This window comes from Stenotrophomonas sp. AB1(2024) (assembly GCF_037482345.1).
Classification (GTDB): domain Bacteria; phylum Pseudomonadota; class Gammaproteobacteria; order Xanthomonadales; family Xanthomonadaceae; genus Stenotrophomonas.
This window is the reverse complement of sequence record NZ_JBBHKO020000001.1, coordinates 1,254,731-1,273,922: the sequence shown is the minus strand read 5'-3', so window position 1 is coordinate 1,273,922 and position 19,192 is coordinate 1,254,731. Positions and strand designations below refer to the sequence as shown.

The window sequence follows — 19,192 nt, the reverse complement described above, 5'->3', positions numbered from 1 at the left end:
GCCGCGCATGATCCGCCGCCTGCACGACACCAATGACCTGGTGCGCGCCTTCCCGCGCGTGCACTTCGTCGGCATCGGTGGCACCGGCATGAGCGGCATCGCCGAAGTGATGCTGACGCTGGGCTATGAAGTGTCCGGCTCGGACAACGCCGACAACGCCGCCACCCGCCGCCTGGCCGGGCTGGGTGCGCGCGTGATGCGCGGCCATTCGGCCGCCAACGTGCTCGGCACCGACTGCGTGGTGGTCTCCAGCGCGATCCGTGAAGACAACCCGGAGCTGATGGAGGCGCGCAGCCAGCGCATTCCGATCATGCCGCGCGCGGCCATGCTGGCCGAGCTGATGCGTTTCCGCCGCGGCATCGCCGTGGCCGGCACCCACGGCAAGACCACCACCACCAGCCTCACCGCTGCCGTGCTGAGCGAAGGCGGGCTGGACCCGACCTTCGTGATCGGTGGCCAGCTGCTGGCGGCCGGGGCCAATGCCAAGCTGGGCAGTGGCCAGTGGCTGGTGGCCGAAGCCGATGAAAGCGACGGCAGCTTCCTGCGCCTGAACCCGCTGGTGTCGGTGATCACCAACATTGATGCGGACCACCTGGAGAACTACGGCAACGACTTCTCCCGCGTGCAGGCCGCCTTCGCCGAATTCCTGCAGCGCCTGCCGTTCTACGGGCTGGCGGTGCTGTGCATCGACGACCCGGAAGTGGCCGCGCTGGCCGCGCAGACCCCGCGCCACGTCATGAGCTATGGCATGAGCAGCAATGCGGATGTACGTGCCGAAGACGTGGTCCAGGACGGCCCGCGCATGCGCTTCACCCTGCGCCTGCCCGAAGGCAGCAGCCACCCGGTGACGCTGGCGCTGCCGGGCGCGCACAACGTGCTCAATGCGTTGGCCGCCGCTGCGGTGGGTTGGCAGCTGGGCGTGGCCCCGGATGCGATCGCGCGCGCGCTGGAAAGCTTTGCCGGCATCGGCCGCCGCTTCAACGACCTGGGCATCGTCACCACCCGCACCGGTGCCAAGGTGCGCGTGATCGACGACTACGGCCACCATCCGCGCGAACTGGCTGCCGTGTTCGCCGCCGCCCGGGGGGGCTGGCCGTCGCAGCGCCTGGTGGTGGCGTTCCAGCCACACCGCTACAGCCGTACCCGCGACCAGTTCGATGCGTTTGCCGCCGTGTTGTCCGAAGTGGATGCGCTGGTGCTGAGCGAGGTCTACCCGGCGGGTGAAGCGCCGATTCCCGGTGCCGATTCGCGCTCGCTGGCCCGCGCCATCCGTGCGCGTGGCCGCAGCGAACCGGTCGTGGTCGGCCAGGCGTCCGAGCTGCAGCACGTGCTGCCCGATGTACTGCAGGATGGCGACCTGCTGCTGATGATGGGGGCCGGCGATATCGGCCACGTCGCCCAGCAGGTGGCTACCGATGGCTTCAGCGAGGTGCCGGCGGCATGAGCACGCTGACCTTCCCGCCGCTGCGCACCACCGACCCGGCCATGTTCGGCCGTGTCGCCGTGCTGCTGGGCGGTACCTCCAGCGAACGCGAGGTGTCGCTGGATTCGGGCCGCAACGTGATCGAGGCGCTGCGCGCGCGCGGCGTCAACGCCACCGCCGTGGACGGCATTCCGGCGTTGGCGCTGGCCTTGGTGGAAAAGCGTTTCGACCGCGTCTTCAACATCCTGCACGGCCATAATGGTGGCGGTGAGGACGGCATCGTGCAGGGGCTGATGGAAGCCTTCGGCGTGCCGTATACCGGTTCGAACGTGCTCGGCTCGGCGCTGGGCATGGACAAGATCCGCACCAAGCAGGTGTGGCTGTCGCTCGGCCTGCCCACCCCGCAGTACAGGAAGGTGGACAGCAACAACGTCCATGCGCTGGCGGCCGAGCTCGGCCTGCCGGTGGTGGTCAAGCCGGCCAACGAAGGCTCCAGCGTCGGCATCAGCCGGGTCACCGATGAGGCCGGCCTGGATGAGGCGGTGGCACTGGCGGCGCGTTACGACGGCCAACTGTTGATGGAGCAGATGGTGGTCGGCGACGAACTGACCGTCGGCATTCTCGATGACCAGGCGTTGCCGTCGATCCGCATCGTGCCCAAGGGCCAGTGGTACGACTACAACGCCAAGTACATCGCCGAGGACACCCAGTACCTGTGCCCGGGCCTGGAAGGCGACGACGAAGCGGAGATCCGCCGCATCGCGCTGGAAGCGTTCCGCGCCGCCGGCTGCCGTGGCTGGGGTCGCGTTGACGTGATGCGCGACCGCAACAGCGGCGCGTTCTACCTGCTCGAAGTGAACACCGCGCCGGGCATGACCAGCCATTCGCTGGTGCCCAAGGCGGCCGGCCAGGCGGGGATCGGCTTTGAAGAGCTGGTCTGGCGCGTGCTGGAACAGACCCTGGAGCACACCCACCCATGAACGCCGTGCTGCGCATCTTCGTCTGGTTGCTGGCCCTGTCGCTGGTAGCGCTGCCCGTGGTGGCGGTGCTCAACGGCTGGGTGGGTGCCGAACGCTGGCCATTGGCCAAGCTGCGCGTGCACGGTGAGTTCAAGCGGGTGCCGGCCGAGCAGCTGCAGCAGGTGGTGCTGCCGTATGCGAAGTCCGGCTTCTTCGCGGTCAAGCTGCAGGACGCGCAGGACGCGATCGAAACGCTGCCGTGGGTGGAAAGCGCGCAGGTGCGCAAGCAGTGGCCGGACGTGCTGGAAATCACCCTGGTCGAGCACAGGCCGTTCGCGCGCTGGGGCAAGGACCGGCTGCTGTCCGAGCAGGGCAAGCTGTTCGCCACTCCGCAGAAGCTGCAGGACCTGGCGCTGCCGGACCTGGAAGGCCCGGACACCCAGACCGAAGAAGTGGTGGCGCTGTACAACGATGCGCGCGCGCTGTTCGCACCGGCCGGGGTGGACGTTACCCGGGTCAGGATGGATGCGCGTGGCAGCTGGTCGCTGCAGCTGAGCAACGGCACCGAAGTGGTGGTCGGCCGCGACGACGCACGCTCACGCCTGCAGCGTTTCGTGCGCGTGCTGCCGCAGCTGGCCAACCAACAGGCACCGATTGAACGTGCCGACCTCCGATATACCAATGGTTTCACGCTGAGCTGGGGTAACCCGGCCGCGGCCGCGCCGGCCAATGTGGCGCACAGGACGCAGGACAGGACATGAATCGCAAGGGTGACAAATCGCTGATCGTCGGGCTGGATATCGGCACCTCCAAGGTGGTGGCGCTGGTGGGCGAATACTCGCCGGGCAACCCCATCGAGGTGATCGGCATCGGTTCGCATGAGTCGCGCGGACTCAAGCGCGGCGTGGTGGTGGACATCGAATCGACCGTGCAGTCGATCCAGCGCGCGGTCGAAGAGGCCGAGCTGATGGCCGGCTGCGAGATCCGCTCGGTGTATGCCTCCATCTCCGGCAATCACGTGCAGTGCAAGAACTCGCCCGGGATCGTGCCGATCCGCGATGGCGAAGTGACCTGGGGCGACCTGGACCGCGTGCTCGACGCCGCCAAGGCGGTGGCGATCCCGGCCGACCAGAAGATCCTGCATGCCATCCCGCGCGAGTACGTGCTGGACGATTCGCAGGAAGGCATCCGCAACCCGGTCGGCATGACCGGCGTGCGCCTGGAGGTGCATGCGCACCTGGTGGTGTGCGCGCAGTCGGCTGCGGCCAACATCAGCAAGTGCGTACAGCGCTGCGGCCTGCAGGTGGACGACCTGGTGCTGTCCTCGCTGGCCTCCAGCGTGGCCGTGCTGACCGCCGACGAACGCGAACTGGGTGTGGTGCTGGTCGACATGGGCGCCGGCACCACCGACCTGGCCGTGTTCGTGCAGGGCGCGATCTGCCATACCGCTTCGCTGCCGATCGCCGGCGACCACGTCACCAACGACATCGCGCACATGCTGCGCACGCCGACCCCGGAAGCCGAGCAGATCAAGGTGCGCTACGCCTGCGCCCTGGCCCAGCTGGCCACCGCCGAGGAAAGCATCCAGGTGCCCAGCGTCGGCGACCGTCCGCCGCGCCGCATGCCGCGCCACGCGCTGGCGCAGGCGGTGCAGGGCCGTTACGAGGAAATCTTCGAGATGGTGCAGGCCGAACTGCGCCGTTCCGGCTTCGAGGAACTGGTGCGCGCCGGCATGGTGCTTACCGGCGGCGCCTCGAAGATGGAAGGCGTAGTCGAACTGGCCGAGGAAATGCTGCAGATGCCGGTACGCGTGGGTATCCCGCAGCACGTCACCGGGCTGGGCGAAGTGGTCGGCAACCCGGTGCACGCCACCGGCGTGGGCCTGCTGCTGATGGGCAGCCAGATCGAACACCCGCGCCGCCCGTCGCTGCCCACCGGGCGCGCAGGCAGCATGTTCAACAAATTGAAAACCTGGTTCCGCGGCGAATTCTGATGCCGTGGCGTGCTTCAAACCGGTTCCGGCCGGTGCTTCAAAACGCAACACACAACCCACACAGCCGCAACGGCAACATGCAGCGCGATGGCAGGACGCCAGGACGCCCATGCCGCCCCAAGCGGATACAAACGAGGACACGGACATGGCGCATTTCGAACTGATTGAGAAGATGGCACCCAATGCGGTGATCAAGGTGATCGGCGTGGGCGGCGGCGGCGGCAACGCCGTGGCGCACATGGTCAACACCAGCGTGGACGGCGTGGAATTCATCACCGCCAACACCGACTCGCAGGCCATCAAGAATTGCGGTGCCAAGCTGCAGCTGCAGCTGGGTACCAACGTCACCAAGGGCCTGGGCGCAGGCGCGAATCCGGAAGTGGGCCGCCAGGCCGCGCTGGAAGACCGCGAGCGCATCATGGATGCCCTGCAGGGCGCGGACATGGTGTTCATCACCGCCGGCATGGGCGGTGGCACCGGTACCGGCGCTGCACCGGTGGTGGCGCAGCTGGCCAAGGAGATGGGCATCCTGACCGTTGCCGTGGTCACCAAGCCGTTCCCGTTCGAAGGCCGCCGCCGCATGCAGGTTGCGCTGAAGGGCATCGAGGAACTGAGCCAGCACTGCGACTCGCTGATCACCATCCCCAACGAAAAGCTGATCACCGTGCTGGGCCGCAACGCCACCATGATCCAGGCCTTCCGTGCCGCCAACGACGTCCTCCAGGGCGCCGTGCAGGGCATCGCCGACCTGATCGTGCGCCCGGGCCTGATCAACGTCGACTTCGCCGACGTGCGCACCGTCATGTCCGAAATGGGCCTGGCGATGATGGGTACCGGTACCGCCCGTGGCGATGACCGCGCCCAGGCCGCCGCCGAAGCCGCCATCCAGAACCCGCTGCTGGACGATGTGAACCTGGCCGGTGCCAACGGCATCCTGGTCAACATCACCGCCGGCGCCGACTTCACCATGGCCGAGTTCGACGAGATCGGCCGCACCATCGATGGCTTCGCTTCCGAAGACGCCACCGTGGTGGTTGGCACCGTGCTGGATCCGGACATGCAGGACGAAGTCCGCGTGACCGTGGTCGCCACCGGCCTGAACCGTGCCGTGGCCGCCAAGTCCCAGCGTCCGGGCGAGCGCGCGCCGATCAAGCTGGTCCGCAACGCCACCACCGGCCAGCCGGAGTTCGGCGATTTCGACAACGGCGGCGATGCCGTGTCCAAGGCCGTCGGTGGCATGGGCCTGGGCCTGCGTCGTCCGAGCGCCGATACCGTGGCCGCGTCCGCACCGTCGGCCTCGGGTCCGGCCGCGGCCGAGCTGCCCAACGATTACCTGGACATCCCGGCGTTCCTGCGCCGCCAGGCGGACTGAGGGTTGTCGGCCGGGGCCTTGTCCTCCCCGGTCTGCGCCTCCATGTCCCTTGCTGCCGGGCCAGGATAGGCCCGGCAGTCTGCCGCCCCCGGTTCAGAAAGGAGCGGTGGTAGTGCGTGTTATTCTTGTTTGTCATTGTCGCGCTGACTGCGCGCTTTTTCCGGCTGGCCCCCATGATCCCGCAACGCACCCTCAAGAACACGATCCGCGCCACCGGCGTTGGCCTGCACAGCGGCGACAAGGTCTACATGACCCTGCGCCCGGCACCGGTCAACCATGGCATCGTGTTCCGCCGCGTGGACCTGGACCCGGTGGTGGAAGTGCCGGCACGCGCCGACCTGGTCACCGAAGTGACCCTGTGCACCGGGCTGACCTGCAACGACGCCAAGATCCAGACCGTCGAACACCTGATGTCGGCCCTGGCTGGCCTGGGTGTGGACAACATCATCGTGGAGCTGTCCTCGGCCGAGTTGCCGATCATGGACGGTTCCTCGGGCCCGTTCGTGTTCCTGCTGCAGTCGGCGGGCATCGCCGAACAGGACGCGCCCAAGCGTTTCATCCGCATTCTCAAGACCGTGGAAGTGACCGAAGGCGACAAGGTCGCCCGCTTCGAGCCCTATGAAGGCTACAAGCTCGGTTTCACCATCCAGTTCGACCATCCGATGATTCCGGCCAAGCAGTCGCGCGCCGAGATCGAGTTCTCCACGGCCGCCTACACCAAGGAAATCTCCCGCGCGCGCACGTTCGGCTTCATGCGTGACCTGGAGTACATGCGCGAGCGCAACCTGGGCCTGGGCGGATCGATGGACAACGCCATCGTGCTCGACGAATTCCGCGTGCTCAACGATGACGGCCTGCGTTACGCCGACGAGTTCGTGCGCCACAAGATCCTCGATGCGATCGGCGATCTGTACCTGGCCGGCGGCCAGGTGCTGGGCGCGTACGAGGGCTTCAAGTCCGGCCACGCGCTCAACAACAAGCTGGTCCGGGCCCTGCTGGCCGACGCCAGCGCCTGGGAATGGGTGAGCTATGACGCGCCCAGCAATGAGGTGCCGGTTGTCTATGGCGTCCCTACATACGCCTAAGTCATTGAAATGGCATGAAAAAGAACGGCGCCTTGAGCGCCGTTCGGCGTTTTCAGGGGTTTGCGTGGTGTGACGTTGACGTCAATGAACCGTGTACGTACCTGGGTCACGTTTTTGTGAACCCGATCCGGCTCTGAGCTGAATTTAACTTCTTTTTAATAAAAGCCTAACGACTGGACGGCCAAGCACGGCTACGATGGCCGCCGGCTCCCCACCAGATTCACGTGATCGTGACGACGGCGGGGAAGGGGCGGGATGCCCCGATGCCTTCAGGAGGTGGAGGAATCCACGTCCTTTAGACAAGCCAACGCGTCGCGTAGCCCTTTGTGCGTGGCGGCTGAAACTGCGTGGGGGCCATTCCTGTTGTCGATCGCTGGGGAGCGTGGAGGAGCGGCAGCCGCAGTTTTGACGGTCACCTTGGTGACCTTCAGCCCGATGGACCGGGCCGCGTCGATCAACTGAGCCTCGGCAAGCCGCACTTTGGCGTGCCAGACAGGGGATTCGACGAGAAAAACGAGGTGTTCGCCGTTCACATTCGCCAACCGGCAACGGGTGGCCAGGGTGGGCGGCAAATGGGGGCGCAACTGACGGTCCAGCGCATCGAGCCACAGGGCACGACGCAGCGGATTGCCAGTTTTGTCACCCATGACTGCATCCAGCGCCGGTTTCGGCGTTGACGCAGGACGGGCACTGGATTTCGGCTCAGACATGAAAACTCACTGATGGCATTCAAAAAGATCGTAATCAAAACGCGTGAAGGACAGGCCAGGACGCCGCTGACGCGTTTGCGTTTCTACTTCGAGGACAGGCCCCGCGCCCTGCTGGGCAGCATACTCGGGCTGGGCTGCCTGATCGGCTTCGGTGCCGGTCTGGGTGGCAGCATGTTCAACGATTCCCGGCTCCAGGCCAAGGTCGCCCAACAGGAGCGCGATCTGGTGCAGGCCCGCAAGGACGCCCAGACCCAGGTCAACGCCCTGGCCGCCCGCATGGGCGAGCTGCAGGCGCAGGCGACCCGTCTCAACGCGCTGGGCGAACGCCTGACCCAGATGGGCAAGCTGGAAGATGGCGAATTCGACTTCAACGAGACCCCCGGCCTCGGTGAAGGCGAGCCTGGCCCGACCCAGGACATCCCGGTCAGCGCGGTCAACACCGACTTACAGGTGCTGGAGCAGCGTTTCGCTGCTTCAGGCCGCCAGCTGTCGGTGATGGAGTCGCTGCTGTTCGACCACCAGCTGCAGCAGAACGCGGTGCCGGGTCGCATGCCGATCCGCAACAGCTACGTTACCTCCGGCTTCGGCGGCCGCAATGACCCGTTCGGTCGCGGCCGCGGCAACCACAAGGGCATGGACTTCCACGCCAAGGTCGGTGACCCGGTGATGTCCGTGGCCGACGGCGTGGTCAGCTTCGCCGGCGTGAAGGGCGGCTACGGCAACGTGGTCGACGTGGACCACGGTAACGGCTATGTGACCCGCTATGCGCACAATTCGCGCCTGGTGGTGAAGCCCGGCGACCTGGTGCGGGCCGGCCAGGAAGTGGCCAAGGCCGGTTCCACGGGCCGTTCCACCGGTGCCCACGTGCACTTCGAGGTCTGGGAACGCGGCCAGGTGGTCAACCCGCGCAAGTTCCTGGGCGATGGCGGCAACACCCCGGTCGGGCGGGTTTCCCGCGGCTGAGGGCGCCATCTGGCGGATTGGGGGCGCTTGAAACCACGTGCCCTCGTCCCAAGCTACAATGGGTGTTGCCATAGACAGGGCGCGATGCGCCCTGTTTCGTTTGCGGCGGGCGGCTCCCGAGGGAGCGCCGCCGTTGGGGCGTCTCATTCCAACCGGTTCCTTCAATGATCAACAGCCTGCTTACCCGCGTCTTCGGCAGTCGTAATGAACGCCAGCTGCGCCAGCTCAACCGCATCGTCGCCAAGATCAATGCGTTGGAGCCGGACATCGAAAAGCTCTCCGACGAGCAGCTCAAGGCCAAGACCCCGGAGTTCAAGCAGCGCATCGCTGACGGTGAAGCCCTGGACAAGGTGCTTCCGGAAGCCTTCGCGGTCTGCCGTGAAGCCAGCCGCCGCGTGCTCGGCATGCGTCACTACGACGTCCAGCTGATCGGCGGCATGGTCCTGCACCTGGGCAAGATCGCCGAAATGCGCACCGGTGAAGGCAAGACCCTGGTGGCCACGCTGCCGGTGTACCTGAACGCGCTGGAAGGCAAGGGCGTCCACGTGGTCACCGTGAACGACTACCTGGCCCGCCGCGACTCGGCGCAGATGGGCAAGCTGTACAACTGGCTGGGCATGAGCGTCGGCGTGGTCTACCCGGGCATGCCGCACAGCGACAAGCGCGAGGCATACGCCAGCGACATCACCTACGGCACCAACAATGAATTCGGCTTCGACTACCTGCGCGACAACATGGCGCTGTCGCGGGCCGACCGTTACCAGCGTGGCCTGCACTACGCCATCGTCGACGAAGTCGACTCGATCCTGATCGACGAAGCGCGTACCCCGCTGATCATCTCCGGCCCGGCCGACGATTCCCCGGAGCTGTACATCCGCGTCAACCGCGTGGTGCCCAACCTGATCCGCCAGGAAGCCGAAGAAGGCGAGGGCGACTACTGGGTCGATGAGAAGGGCAAGCAGGTGCACCTGTCCGAAGCAGGCATGGAGCACGCCGAGCAGCTGCTGGTCGACGCCGGCATCCTCGACGCCGAAACCGAAGGCCTGTACGCCGCGCAGAACCTCACCGTGGTCCACCACCTCAATGCCGCGTTGCGCGCGCATGCCATCTACCAGCGCGATGTGGATTACATCGTGCGCGATGGCGAAGTGGTGATCGTGGACGAATTCACCGGCCGTACCCTGGCCGGCCGGCGCTGGTCCGATGGCCTGCACCAGGCGGTGGAGGCGAAGGAAGGCGTGCCGGTCCAGCGCGAGAACCAGACGCTGGCCAGCATCACCTTCCAGAACCTGTTCCGCATGTACAAGAAGCTGTCCGGCATGACCGGTACGGCCGACACCGAAGCCTACGAATTCCAGAGCATCTACGGCCTGGAAGTGGTGGTCATCCCGACCAACCGCCCGACCATCCGCAAGGATTCGCCGGACCAGGTGTTCCTCAACCGCAACGGCAAATTCAATGCCGTGCTGCTGGACATCCAGGAATGCAACAAGCGCGGCCAGCCCGTGCTGGTGGGCACCACCTCGATCGAAACCTCGGAAATGCTGTCCGAGCACCTGCGCAAGGCCGGCGTGCACCACGAAGTGCTCAACGCCAAGCAGCATGACCGCGAAGCGACCATCATCGCCAACGCCGGCATGCCCGGTGCGGTGACCATCGCCACCAACATGGCCGGCCGTGGTACCGACATCGTGCTCGGTGGTTCGCTCGAAGCGCAGCTGCATGAGCTGGGCGAAGACGCCACGGCCGAACAGCGCGCCCAGGTCAAGGCCGACTGGCAGGCCCGCCACGACCAGGTAAAGGAAGCCGGCGGCCTGCACATCGTGGGTACCGAACGCCACGAATCGCGCCGTATCGACAACCAGCTGCGTGGCCGTTCCGGCCGCCAGGGCGACCCGGGTTCGTCCCGCTTCTACCTGTCGCTGGAAGACAACCTGATGCGCATCTTCGCCTCGGACTGGGTCCAGAAGGCGATGCGCATGATGGGCATGAAGGAAGACGACGTCATCGAAGACCGCCTGGTCAGCCGCCAGATCGAAAAGGCGCAGCGCAAGGTGGAAGCGCACAACTTCGACATCCGCAAGAACCTGCTGGACTTCGACGACGTCAACAACGACCAGCGCAAGGTCATCTATGCCCAGCGCGATGAGCTGCTGGACGCCGAGTCGGTGAAGGACAACGTCGATGGCATCCGTGGCGATGTGATCTATGACATCGTTGCCCGCTTCGTGCCGCCGAACTCGATCGACGAACAGTGGGACCTGCCGGGCCTGGAAGCCACGCTGGAATCCGAGCTGGGCGTGCAGATGGACGTCGTGGGGCTGGTCAAGGACCACGAAGAACTCGACGCCGAAGCCATCGCCAACAAGGTGCAGGTCCGCGTGGACGAGCACTTCGAGCAGAAGGAAACCGGCGTGGGCGAGGAAACCATGCGCGCGCTGGAAAAGCACGTCATGCTCACCGTGCTCGACCAGAGCTGGAAGGAGCACCTGGCGCGCATGGATTACCTGCGCCAGGGCATTTACCTGCGCGGTTACGCGCAGAAGCAGCCCAAGCAGGAATACAAGAAGGAAGCCTTCGAGCTGTTCTCGGAAATGCTGGAGAACGTCAAGCGCGAAGTGGTGACCCTGCTGGCGCGCGTGCGCATCCGCAGCGAAGAAGAAGTAGCGGCGCTGGAAGCGGCCGAACGCCAGCAGGCCGAAGCGCGCCTGCTGCAGTCGCAGTTCCGGCACCAGAACATGGGTGGCTACGGCGCCGACGAAGAGGCTGCGGACGTGGAAGCCCAGCGTAACGGCGTGGGGCAGGTCACCCGCGACGAGCCCAAGGTTGGCCGCAACGATCCGTGCCCCTGCGGCAGTGGCAAAAAGTACAAGCACTGCCACGGGCAGTTGAGCTGACAAAAAGAACCCCGCGAAAGCGGGGTTCTTTGCTCTCGCTCGTGCGCCGAGACGGCGTGCATCGTGACGGTGTGCCCGGTGAAGCTGCATCACGTGGCCTGCCATCTTTAGGACGCTATTCAACGCGGTAACGTCTTCCGCTGGCTACAGTGATCTCCGGGTACATCTTTTGAATCTGGAGGTGGTTGTGGGCCGCTTAAAGCAAGGTGTTGTGGCGTCTATGGTGGCCCTGGCGACGATGCCAATGGCGGGATTCGCCAAAGATCAGGCGAACAACCCAATTACTGGATTTTGCTGCGCAGGCGGGGACCACGGGCAGGAGGCGCAATCAACCGGCTTGGGTCAATCGTATCCGTCGGTCACTGATTTGAGTATGGATCCGGCGTGGCGCGTCTATGGGTTCGAACGGGACGGCGTTGAGTACTTCCAGGTGAATGATCTTGCGGGTCGTGTGCAACTGATTGTCGGCAGTCTGGATGGCCTGTTCTGGGCCCTGCCTGCCGGTGAAGCGTCGAGCCAACTCGTGCTGCCTCCGCAGCGGATTACGGTGCTTCAGACGGCCCCGCGCTCCGAGGTTTACCGGCAACCGGCGTTCTCAGTGGTGCGCTATCTAATCGGCGACAGCGCGGTGTGGTCGGTTGAGGTTTCCGGCGCTGCGCGTTGAGCATCTGGCGTGTCCAAGAACAGCATGCGGATGCGATTACGGCGGCACTGCACGGTGCCGCCATAGGTCAATGCGCGACCTGAGAGCCGATCGACTGCAAGTGCGCGGGTTCTCTCGGACAACGGACGACGCGAATCAAGCACCGCCACCACGATCAGAATGCCTTCATGGTTTCCGACACGTCCACAGCGAGCACTCACGCGCAATTGCCCTGACTCATGCTCCAGTAGAAGCGATACCGCTTCGGTCAGCGTGCGGTACGCCGCGAGCTGCAATGCGATAGTCAGGCGGCACGGATCGCCTATCAGGCGAGGCTGAACGATGCAGCCGGTATTCGACCATGCGTCACTGATTCCGCCTACCTGCAGAGCCAGATACAGACCCACGTGTTCCAGCGTTGTGGGGTACACCATGCTGGCCTGCTCTCGGAACTTGCGTGAGTACACGCTGGAAGTGCGAATAAGCTTGCTGGCAATCTCCTCATGGCCTTGTCGCCTCAGCCAGTCTGCGGTCTCGCTGAGGTAGCTGTCGATGCCTTCGCCGATCTGGTTGATCTCCAGCGCCCGTCGCCGAAGGTCCATTTCCCCGACAAGCTGCGACGTCTTCGTCAGCGATGCTGTTTGTGCCCCTTTGAAAGCGTGAGCTTTGTAGCGGTGGTAATAGTCGCTGACGGTTGACCCCAGTGCCAGTAGGGCGGCACTTGCAACTGCAAGGATCTGCTGAACGGTGAACGTTGAAGAGTCGAACGACCAAGGAAGGCCGCTGGTGGGCATCGTCAGGCCGACAATCAGATTCAACAGGGGGACGGAGAGCGCCGCTCCTCGCCAGCCGTATACGCAGGTAAGTGCAATGGCCGGAAGCGCCACCAATAGTTGCAGGCTGGTTCTGGCTGCCGTGTGATCGGAAGTAGCCTGCGTGGAGCATAAGCCGAGCAGGAGCATCAGGGCGAGACATGCGCTGGCCGGAACAAGAAATCGGGTGCCCCATTCTTTGTGGGCGCTTCGGCGTACCCACAGCAGGGCCAGGGGGGCAACGGTCAGAATAGCGATGAAGTCGCCGAGGGCGTAGCGCGCAGCTCGGGAGGGCAGCGGGATGCTTGGCGGCGCTGGCCACAGCCATTGCGACATGCCCACATTGAGTAACGTAACAGCCATGGCCGCTGTAGCTGCCACTGAAAGTATCCAGGCATCTTTCGTGTTGGACATCATCTTTCGATGCAGCCTTACGGTCAGCATGACAACCGGCATCAGCAAGGCCGAACCAAGGACGACCCAGGAGAGTCCGTGTGTCCCGATCATCGGATACCGCATATGCGCGAAGTATGCGTACTCTCCGATCAGCAGATACGGCCATAGCTTGGGCGGGAAAACCAGGAGTGCAGCTACCCGGATGCCGGCACCAAGATAGAACTGATCAACCGATATCTGTCGCGCACCCCAGCAGGCCAGTGCATATAAAACGGCAATCAACAGCCCATGGGGATAAATGCGCATGCCCAACTTCACCTGCAGTCCGTTCCTCCACCAGTTCAACAGCACTTTCCGCCTCCTGTTCAGTGCATGACGGCATCAAAGATGTGTTGTCTGCGCGCGTCGGTGCGGGGAAGGTATCGACGGTGAGCAGTGCACGCAATGGGTTGGCCGCATTTTCAGAGTTGGTTGATTTCCGGGTATTTATCGTGATCTGCGATGGCTATCGCCTTTTTAATTTGATGTAGTACCAAGATGGGTGTTCAAAGCGACCTCTTGGTTGTGTTTCTGCCTGTTTGGCGCATATGGCCGTATGGCGTCATTGGCTCGCCCAGGCGAGGGGATTGCGCTCCCCCGCATTCATTCGGCATCCTGCCCCCATGCCATCCCCCAAACGATCGATCCACGTCGTGGCCGGCGTCATCACCGACGCCCGCGGCCGTATCCTGCTCAACCGCCGTACCGAAAACCGCGACATGGCCGGCCTGTGGGAATTCCCCGGTGGCAAGCGCGAGGACGGCGAAACCTCCGAACAGGCGCTGGTACGCGAACTACGCGAGGAGTTGGGCATCGAGGCCGAAATCGGCGACTGGATCATGGACGTGCCCCAGGAATACCCGGACAAGCACCTGCGCCTGGAGGTGTGGCATATCCGCAGCTGGAAAGGCTCCCCCCGCGGCCGTGAAGGACAGGCCATCACCTGGGTGGCGCCGGACAAGCTGTCGCGCTATTCGATGCCGCCCGCCGACCTGCCCGTGGTGGCCGCGCTGCGCCAGCCAGACCGTTACCTGATCACCCCCGAACCGGACAGCGACGCCGCTCACCAGGACTGGTACGCGCGGCTGGCGCGCGCGCTGGATGCCGGCGTCCGCCGCGTGCAGCTGCGCACCCCGACCAGCGCAGCGCGGATCCAGCTGGCCGAGCAGGTGGTGTCGCGTCACCGCAGCGGGGTGCAGTGGCTGCTCAACCGCGATATTGAACTGGCCCGCCGGCTCGGCGTGGGCGTTCATCTGGGCGGTGAACAGCTGCTGCAGCTGGAAACGCGGCCGCTGCCGGCCGACCAGCTGGTGGCTGCCTCCTGCCATGACCTGGCCCAGCTGCAGGCCGCGCAACGGCTCGGCTGCGACTTTGCGGTGCTGGGCCCGGTCCAGGCCACCGCCAGCCACCCCGGGGCCGCGCCGCTCGGCTGGGAGGCCTTCGACGCCCTGCGTGCGCAGGTCTCGCTGCCGATCTACGCGCTGGGCGGCCTGGGCGCCGATGACATCGTGCAGGCCCGCCGCCATGGCGCCCAGGGCATCGCTTCGATCCGCGCCCTGTGGCCTTCCTGACCGTGTGCAGCCACGCAGGGCGTGGCTCTACGCGGGATGCGCGTCGCCATCGGTAGAGCCACGCTGCACGCGGGATTCGCGTTGCCATCGGTAGAGCCACGCCCTGCGTGGCTGCGTTGCCCGACGCAGGCGTTACAGCGTGATCCAGAAACACCCATACTGCCGCCGCAGCCCAAACAGGGTCCGCGCCGGCGTAGCGCTGCTGCCCAGCGTCTGTTCCAGCCGCAACCCGATCGGACGCGGTTTGCCGGCCGGCGGCGCCGTTGACTCCACCGCCTCGGCCAGCGTCGCATTCGGATCCACCGGCAACGGTGCAGGCGCCACTGGCGCTTCCGGGTATACCGGCGCGATATCGATCAGCGGCCGCTGCACCACCGATTCCAGCCGCCCGATGATCTGGTTGGCGGCGGCATCGGAGACATTGCCCCACAGGTAGATCGACGACAGCCGGTTGACGTCCTGCAGGTTGACCGCATCGCGGATCTGCCCGGTCAGCTCGCTCAACCGGCGCGCGCACCCGGCGCGATAGATGCCGGTGTTGCCCACCGAATCACCGCGGGGTGGCATCCGCGCCGTAGCGCCCAGTGCATCGCAGCTGCGGTCGGTAAACACCGTTTCGCCCTGCGCATTGGTACAACGGTTCACGCGCTGCGCCTGTGCGTGCGCCCACGGGGCCCAGCACAGCACGCACAGCGACAGCAGCAACGGAACGACCGGTCTCATCGCAGCAGGGTAGCGGCCTGCGCATTATCTGCAAGCGATTGCGTGGGTGATGTTCAGCGGCCCAGCAGCTTCAATACCTGGGTGGTGGGCTTGGCCAGGTTGAGGGTGTAGAAATGCAGCCCCGGTGCGCCGCCGGCGACCAGCCGCTCGCACAGCTGCGCGACCACTTCGGCACCGAACGCGCGCACTGAATCGGCGTCGTCGCCATAGGCCTGCATGCGCTTGCCGATCCAGCGCGGGATCTCGGCGCCGCATTGTTCGGAAAAGCGGCGCAGCTGGCTGAAGTTGGAGATCGGCATGATGCCCGGCACGATCGGGACCTGCACGCCCAGCTTGCGCACCGCGTCGACGAAGTGGAAATAGGCGTCGGCATTGAAGAAGTACTGGGTGATGGCCGCGTCGGCACCGGCGTCGATCTTGGCCTTGAAGTACTGCAGGTCGCGCAGCGCATCGTCGGATTGCGGATGCGTTTCCGGGTAGGCGCCCACCTCGATGTGGAAGGCGTCGCCGTGTTCGGCGCGGATGAAGGCGATCAACTCGGCGGCATAGCGCAGGTCGCCGGGGTGGCCCATGCCCGAGGGCAGGTCGCCGCGCAGCGCGACCAGGCGCCTGCAGCCGATCGCACGGTACAGCTTGAGCAGCTCGCGGATCTCTTCGCGGCTGCCGCCCACGCAGGACAGGTGCGGCGCTGCGTCGAAGCCGTGGTGCTGCTTGAGGTGGCGCACCGTTTCGGAGGTGTAGCTCAGGGTCGACCCGCCGGCGCCGAACGTGCAGGACACGTATTGCGGCGCGAAGGCCTTGAGCTTGCCCGCGGTACGGTCGAGCTGGGCGCGCTGGTCGTCGGTCTTGGGTGGGTAGAACTCGAAGCTGAGGGCGGTCATGGGTGGCAGCGGCAGCGGGTGTTGGTCAATCATATCGCTTCATCGCGATGAATGTAAAAGACGCGACCATGCCGCCTGTACGCCGGGCCGGCTACAGTGGGCCCAATCCCGTGGAGATGGCGCATGGACATCCTGATCACCGGCGGCACCGGCTTCATCGGCCACCGGCTGTGCCAGCGCCTGCTGGTCGCCGGCCACCGGGTCGCGGTACTGACCCGCGCGCCCGGCCGGGCAGGCCTTCCCGGCGTGGAGTACGTGGCTGCGCTGGGCGATGTGGGCCCGGTCCATGCCGTGGTGAACCTGGCGGGGGAACCGTTGACTGAAGGCCGCTGGAACCCAGCGCGCAAGCAGGCCTTCCTCGACTCGCGGATCGGCACCACCCGGGCGTTGCTGGCCTGGATGCACGGGTTGCCGACCCGCCCGCAGGTGCTGGTGTCGGGTTCGGCGATCGGCTATTACGGCCCGCGCGATGGCACCCCGCTGGACGAATCGGCATCGCCTGGCCATGACTTCGCTGCCACGCTGTGCCGCCACTGGGAGGCCGAAGCGGTGAAAGCCGAAGACCTTGGCGTGCGTACCTGCCTGCTGCGCACCGGGATCGTGCTCGACCGCGACGGCGGCGCACTGGCGCGGATGCTGCCGCCGTTCCGGATGGGCATGGGCGGGCCGATGGGCGATGGCCGGCAATGGATGAGCTGGATCCACCGCGATGATCTGGTGGGCATCATCCTGTGGCTGCTGGCAGATCCCGACATTCGCGGCGCCTGCAACGGCACCGGCCCGGCCGCGGTCACCAATGCGGAATTCGCCCGCACCCTGGCGCACGCGCTGGGCCGGCCGGCATGGGTGAGAACACCGGCGTTCGCGCTGAAGCTGGCGTTCGGCGAGATGGCGGGCCTGCTGCTGACCGGGCAGAACGTGGTGCCTGCGCGCGCGCTGCAGGAAGGCTACCGGTTCCAGTACCCGACGCTGGACGCGGCGCTGCGCGCGATTGTCGACTGAGCGCGTGTGCGCGTGGACGGTGGCGCAGCGGTTACCCTGTGCACCTGTTTCCCGCCGTGCCCGCCATGTCCATTGTCCTCACCGAATTTGCCCGTCCCCGCCTGTTCCCGCGCGTGCCGCGCGGCAACACCCTCCAGGACTGCAGCGCCGAGCAGTTCCAGGCGCATCTCAATGCGCACGCACCGTTCAAGGTGCTGGATGGCTACGCGCCGTTCTGCAAGCTGTTCGTGTATGAAAACTGGACGTCCACGCGCTGCCTGACGGTGCCGATCACCGACGCCAACCGCCACCAGCTGCGCAGCGCCTACGAGGCCCGCAACCGCGAGGAGCTGCCGGTGCTGGTGCGCTGGTTCGAGGGCGTGCGGTCGCCGCGCGCGAATTACCTGATGGTGATTCTGTACAGTGCCGAACAGTTGGCGAAAGAAGGATCGCCGATCGACGCGGACTGGGGCATTGTCGGCTGCATCTACACTGCCGAACCGGAAGAGGTGCCGATGGCGCCGATCACGATGATGCGCAATGCGCTGGGGGTGGAGGAGGGCGGCTCGGGCGTGCCGCTGGACCGCGAGGCGTACCAGCGCGCGGTGGCGTATTGGGAAAGCCACGCCAATTGGCGGCCGTAACCAGGGGAACGGGGAATCCGGGAGTTCTGGATTCTGGGATTCTGGGACTTCGGGACTTCGGGATGCGTAGAGCCACGCCCTGCGTGGCTGCTCTCCGTTCCGGCACCGCGAAGCCACGCAGGGCGTGGCTCTACGCCCGTGCGATATCGGCCAGGCGCCCTTCGGTCAACGCGATCAGATCCCCCGGCGCCAACGCCACCTCCAATCCGCGCCTTCCCGCACTCACGTGCATCGCGGGCAACACCTGCGCGCTGGCATCGATGAAGGTGCGGTGCTTTTTCTTCTGCCCCAGCGGGCTGATTCCACCCACCAGATAACCGGTGGCGCGCTGTGCCGTGCCCACCGCCGCCATCTCGCATTTGCGGCAGCCGGCCGCGTCGGCCAGCGCCTTCAGGTCCAACGTGCCGCTGACCGGCACGATCGCTACCAGCAGCTCGTGTTTCTCGGTGCTGGCCAGCAGGGTCTTGAACACCAGCGCCGGATCCAGCCCCAGCTGCTGCGCGGCCTCTCCGCCATACGAGCACGCGTTGGCATCATGGTGGTAACCCAGTATCTGGTGGGCGATGCCAAGCTTCTTGAGCAGGTTGATGGCAGGGGTCATGGGACGTGCGGGTGGGAGGGCGTCGCCTTACATTAGCGTGGGTGCTGGCGGCATGCCTTGACCTGGACGATTGCGCGGCGCTGGCCACCTGGCATGGACAACGGCCGCTGCTGGCGGCGTTGCTGCCGCCAGCAACTGGAAACCCGTGCTACTTCGGAACAGGGCCGCAGGAAACGGAATCGACCTTGGCTCCATGCGTCTTGGCGGCCTCCTTCTTGGCGATGTCATCGGCTTCATCTTCGGTCTTGGCCTGGACAATGTAATAACCTTCAGCTGGACCTTTCAGTACATTGCCGTCCGCGTCGTGGACGGCACAGCGGTAGGAGTTCGTCGCGGTTGTTTCCGCCTGGGCGATACCGGCAATGCAGCACAGCAATACCGCTGCCATGATCTTTGCGTTCATGAATGCTATCTCCGGAGAGTGGTTGGAAGAGTGTCTCGGTGTCCCCCGACCCGGTGCCCCAGGCACGGGCGGCACACTAGCAAAGGCAGGTAATTG

17 protein-coding genes and 1 pseudogene are annotated in these 19,192 nt (G+C 65.5%); 12 read left to right on the top strand and 6 right to left on the bottom strand.

Features of this window, described 5'->3' with window-relative positions; all coding sequences use genetic code 11:
• The first annotated feature begins 7 nt into the window (after positions 1 to 7).
• The 6 genes and pseudogenes from murC (at position 8) to lpxC (ending at position 6,832) form a co-directional block, all read left to right on the top strand.
• Positions 8 to 1,444: a UDP-N-acetylmuramate--L-alanine ligase gene (gene murC / locus WIX41_RS06080; RefSeq protein WP_339446208.1), complete on the top strand. Its 1,437-nt coding sequence runs from the start codon at positions 8 to 10 to the stop codon at positions 1,442 to 1,444.
• Positions 1,441 to 2,403, top strand: a complete 963-nt coding sequence (locus WIX41_RS06075; RefSeq protein ID WP_409187332.1) for a D-alanine--D-alanine ligase — start codon at positions 1,441 to 1,443, stop codon at positions 2,401 to 2,403. The genes murC and WIX41_RS06075 overlap by 4 nt, the downstream gene beginning before the upstream one ends.
• A pseudogene (locus tag WIX41_RS06070) lies at positions 2,400 to 3,077 on the top strand (cell division protein FtsQ/DivIB); the annotation flags it as partial. The gene WIX41_RS06075 and the pseudogene WIX41_RS06070, both read left to right, overlap by 4 nt.
• Positions 3,078 to 3,139: 62 nt before the next feature.
• On the top strand, positions 3,140 to 4,375 hold the full coding sequence (gene ftsA / locus WIX41_RS06065) for a cell division protein FtsA (RefSeq protein ID WP_068849240.1): 1,236 nt from the start codon (positions 3,140 to 3,142) through the stop codon (positions 4,373 to 4,375).
• A gap of 145 nt (positions 4,376 to 4,520) precedes the next feature.
• Positions 4,521 to 5,747 (top strand): cell division protein FtsZ, encoded by a 1,227-nt coding sequence (ftsZ, locus tag WIX41_RS06060; protein ID WP_339446206.1) that lies wholly within the window; start codon positions 4,521 to 4,523, stop codon positions 5,745 to 5,747.
• 173 nt (positions 5,748 to 5,920) lie between these two features.
• Complete coding sequence (gene lpxC / locus WIX41_RS06055) at positions 5,921 to 6,832, top strand: UDP-3-O-acyl-N-acetylglucosamine deacetylase (protein ID WP_339446205.1); 912 nt, start codon at positions 5,921 to 5,923, stop codon at positions 6,830 to 6,832.
• A gap of 269 nt (positions 6,833 to 7,101) precedes the next feature.
• On the opposite strand, the gene WIX41_RS06050 is transcribed toward lpxC, so the two are convergent.
• A complete protein-coding gene (locus WIX41_RS06050) occupies positions 7,102 to 7,542 on the bottom strand; it encodes a DUF721 domain-containing protein (protein WP_409187331.1) in 441 nt (146 codons plus the stop codon).
• Between the two features lie 12 nt (positions 7,543 to 7,554).
• Between WIX41_RS06050 and WIX41_RS06045 the strand changes: the two genes are divergently transcribed.
• The 3 genes from WIX41_RS06045 (at position 7,555) to WIX41_RS06035 (ending at position 12,066) form a co-directional block, all read left to right on the top strand.
• A complete protein-coding gene (locus WIX41_RS06045; RefSeq protein ID WP_339446203.1) occupies positions 7,555 to 8,505 on the top strand; it encodes a M23 family metallopeptidase in 951 nt (316 codons plus the stop codon).
• Between the two features lie 164 nt (positions 8,506 to 8,669).
• Entirely contained in the window at positions 8,670 to 11,402 is a 2,733-nt protein-coding gene (gene secA, locus WIX41_RS06040) for a preprotein translocase subunit SecA (RefSeq protein ID WP_339446202.1), read from the top strand.
• Between the two features lie 169 nt (positions 11,403 to 11,571).
• Positions 11,572 to 12,066 (top strand): hypothetical protein, encoded by a 495-nt coding sequence (locus WIX41_RS06035; RefSeq protein WP_339446201.1) that lies wholly within the window; start codon positions 11,572 to 11,574, stop codon positions 12,064 to 12,066.
• Here WIX41_RS06035 and WIX41_RS06030 read toward each other — a convergent pair.
• A complete protein-coding gene (locus WIX41_RS06030; protein WP_339446200.1) occupies positions 12,009 to 13,559 on the bottom strand; it encodes an MASE1 domain-containing protein in 1,551 nt (516 codons plus the stop codon). The genes WIX41_RS06035 and WIX41_RS06030 overlap by 58 nt on opposite strands.
• A 356-nt stretch (positions 13,560 to 13,915) precedes the next feature.
• Between WIX41_RS06030 and WIX41_RS06025 the strand changes: the two genes are divergently transcribed.
• Positions 13,916 to 14,863: a Nudix family hydrolase gene (locus WIX41_RS06025; protein ID WP_409187330.1), complete on the top strand. Its 948-nt coding sequence runs from the start codon at positions 13,916 to 13,918 to the stop codon at positions 14,861 to 14,863.
• Between the two features lie 132 nt (positions 14,864 to 14,995).
• On the opposite strand, the gene WIX41_RS06020 is transcribed toward WIX41_RS06025, so the two are convergent.
• Together WIX41_RS06020 and metF are read right to left on the bottom strand one after the other, a co-directional pair.
• Positions 14,996 to 15,586, bottom strand: a complete 591-nt coding sequence (locus WIX41_RS06020; RefSeq protein WP_339446198.1) for a hypothetical protein — start codon at positions 15,584 to 15,586, stop codon at positions 14,996 to 14,998.
• A 53-nt stretch (positions 15,587 to 15,639) separates the two neighbouring features.
• Entirely contained in the window at positions 15,640 to 16,467 is an 828-nt protein-coding gene (gene metF, locus WIX41_RS06015) for a methylenetetrahydrofolate reductase [NAD(P)H] (RefSeq protein ID WP_409187459.1), read from the bottom strand.
• 123 nt (positions 16,468 to 16,590) lie between these two features.
• Between metF and WIX41_RS06010 the strand changes: the two genes are divergently transcribed.
• Both WIX41_RS06010 and WIX41_RS06005 read left to right on the top strand, forming a co-directional pair.
• On the top strand, positions 16,591 to 17,469 hold the full coding sequence (locus WIX41_RS06010) for a TIGR01777 family oxidoreductase (RefSeq protein WP_339446197.1): 879 nt from the start codon (positions 16,591 to 16,593) through the stop codon (positions 17,467 to 17,469).
• 65 nt (positions 17,470 to 17,534) lie between these two features.
• Entirely contained in the window at positions 17,535 to 18,092 is a 558-nt protein-coding gene (locus WIX41_RS06005) for a DUF3228 family protein (protein WP_339446196.1), read from the top strand.
• 130 nt (positions 18,093 to 18,222) lie between these two features.
• On the opposite strand, the gene ybaK is transcribed toward WIX41_RS06005, so the two are convergent.
• Positions 18,223 to 18,693 (bottom strand): Cys-tRNA(Pro) deacylase, encoded by a 471-nt coding sequence (gene ybaK / locus WIX41_RS06000; protein WP_339446195.1) that lies wholly within the window; start codon positions 18,691 to 18,693, stop codon positions 18,223 to 18,225.
• Between the two features lie 148 nt (positions 18,694 to 18,841).
• Positions 18,842 to 19,096, bottom strand: coding sequence for a hypothetical protein (locus tag WIX41_RS05995; RefSeq protein WP_339446194.1), 255 nt, complete (start codon positions 19,094 to 19,096; stop codon positions 18,842 to 18,844).
• Positions 19,097 to 19,192 lie beyond the last annotated feature (96 nt).

Excerpts from the sequence above, each read along its gene's own strand:
- murC (WP_339446208.1), top strand. The coding sequence starts at position 8 with ATGATCCGCCGCCTGCACGACACCAATGACCTGGTGCGCGCCTTCCCG.
- WIX41_RS06075 (WP_409187332.1), top strand. The coding sequence starts at position 1,441 with ATGAGCACGCTGACCTTCCCGCCGCTGCGCACCACCGACCCGGCCATG.
- ftsA (WP_068849240.1), top strand. The coding sequence starts at position 3,140 with ATGAATCGCAAGGGTGACAAATCGCTGATCGTCGGGCTGGATATCGGC.
- ftsZ (WP_339446206.1), top strand. The coding sequence starts at position 4,521 with ATGGCGCATTTCGAACTGATTGAGAAGATGGCACCCAATGCGGTGATC.
- lpxC (WP_339446205.1), top strand. The coding sequence starts at position 5,921 with ATGATCCCGCAACGCACCCTCAAGAACACGATCCGCGCCACCGGCGTT.
- WIX41_RS06050 (WP_409187331.1), bottom strand. The coding sequence starts at position 7,542 with ATGTCTGAGCCGAAATCCAGTGCCCGTCCTGCGTCAACGCCGAAACCG.
- WIX41_RS06045 (WP_339446203.1), top strand. The coding sequence starts at position 7,555 with ATGGCATTCAAAAAGATCGTAATCAAAACGCGTGAAGGACAGGCCAGG.
- secA (WP_339446202.1), top strand. The coding sequence starts at position 8,670 with ATGATCAACAGCCTGCTTACCCGCGTCTTCGGCAGTCGTAATGAACGC.
- WIX41_RS06030 (WP_339446200.1), bottom strand. The coding sequence starts at position 13,559 with ATGCGCATTTATCCCCATGGGCTGTTGATTGCCGTTTTATATGCACTG.
- WIX41_RS06025 (WP_409187330.1), top strand. The coding sequence starts at position 13,916 with ATGCCATCCCCCAAACGATCGATCCACGTCGTGGCCGGCGTCATCACC.
- WIX41_RS06020 (WP_339446198.1), bottom strand. The coding sequence starts at position 15,586 with ATGAGACCGGTCGTTCCGTTGCTGCTGTCGCTGTGCGTGCTGTGCTGG.
- metF (WP_409187459.1), bottom strand. The coding sequence starts at position 16,467 with ATGACCGCCCTCAGCTTCGAGTTCTACCCACCCAAGACCGACGACCAG.
- WIX41_RS06010 (WP_339446197.1), top strand. The coding sequence starts at position 16,591 with ATGGACATCCTGATCACCGGCGGCACCGGCTTCATCGGCCACCGGCTG.
- WIX41_RS06005 (WP_339446196.1), top strand. The coding sequence starts at position 17,535 with ATGTCCATTGTCCTCACCGAATTTGCCCGTCCCCGCCTGTTCCCGCGC.
- ybaK (WP_339446195.1), bottom strand. The coding sequence starts at position 18,693 with ATGACCCCTGCCATCAACCTGCTCAAGAAGCTTGGCATCGCCCACCAG.
- WIX41_RS05995 (WP_339446194.1), bottom strand. The coding sequence starts at position 19,096 with ATGAACGCAAAGATCATGGCAGCGGTATTGCTGTGCTGCATTGCCGGT.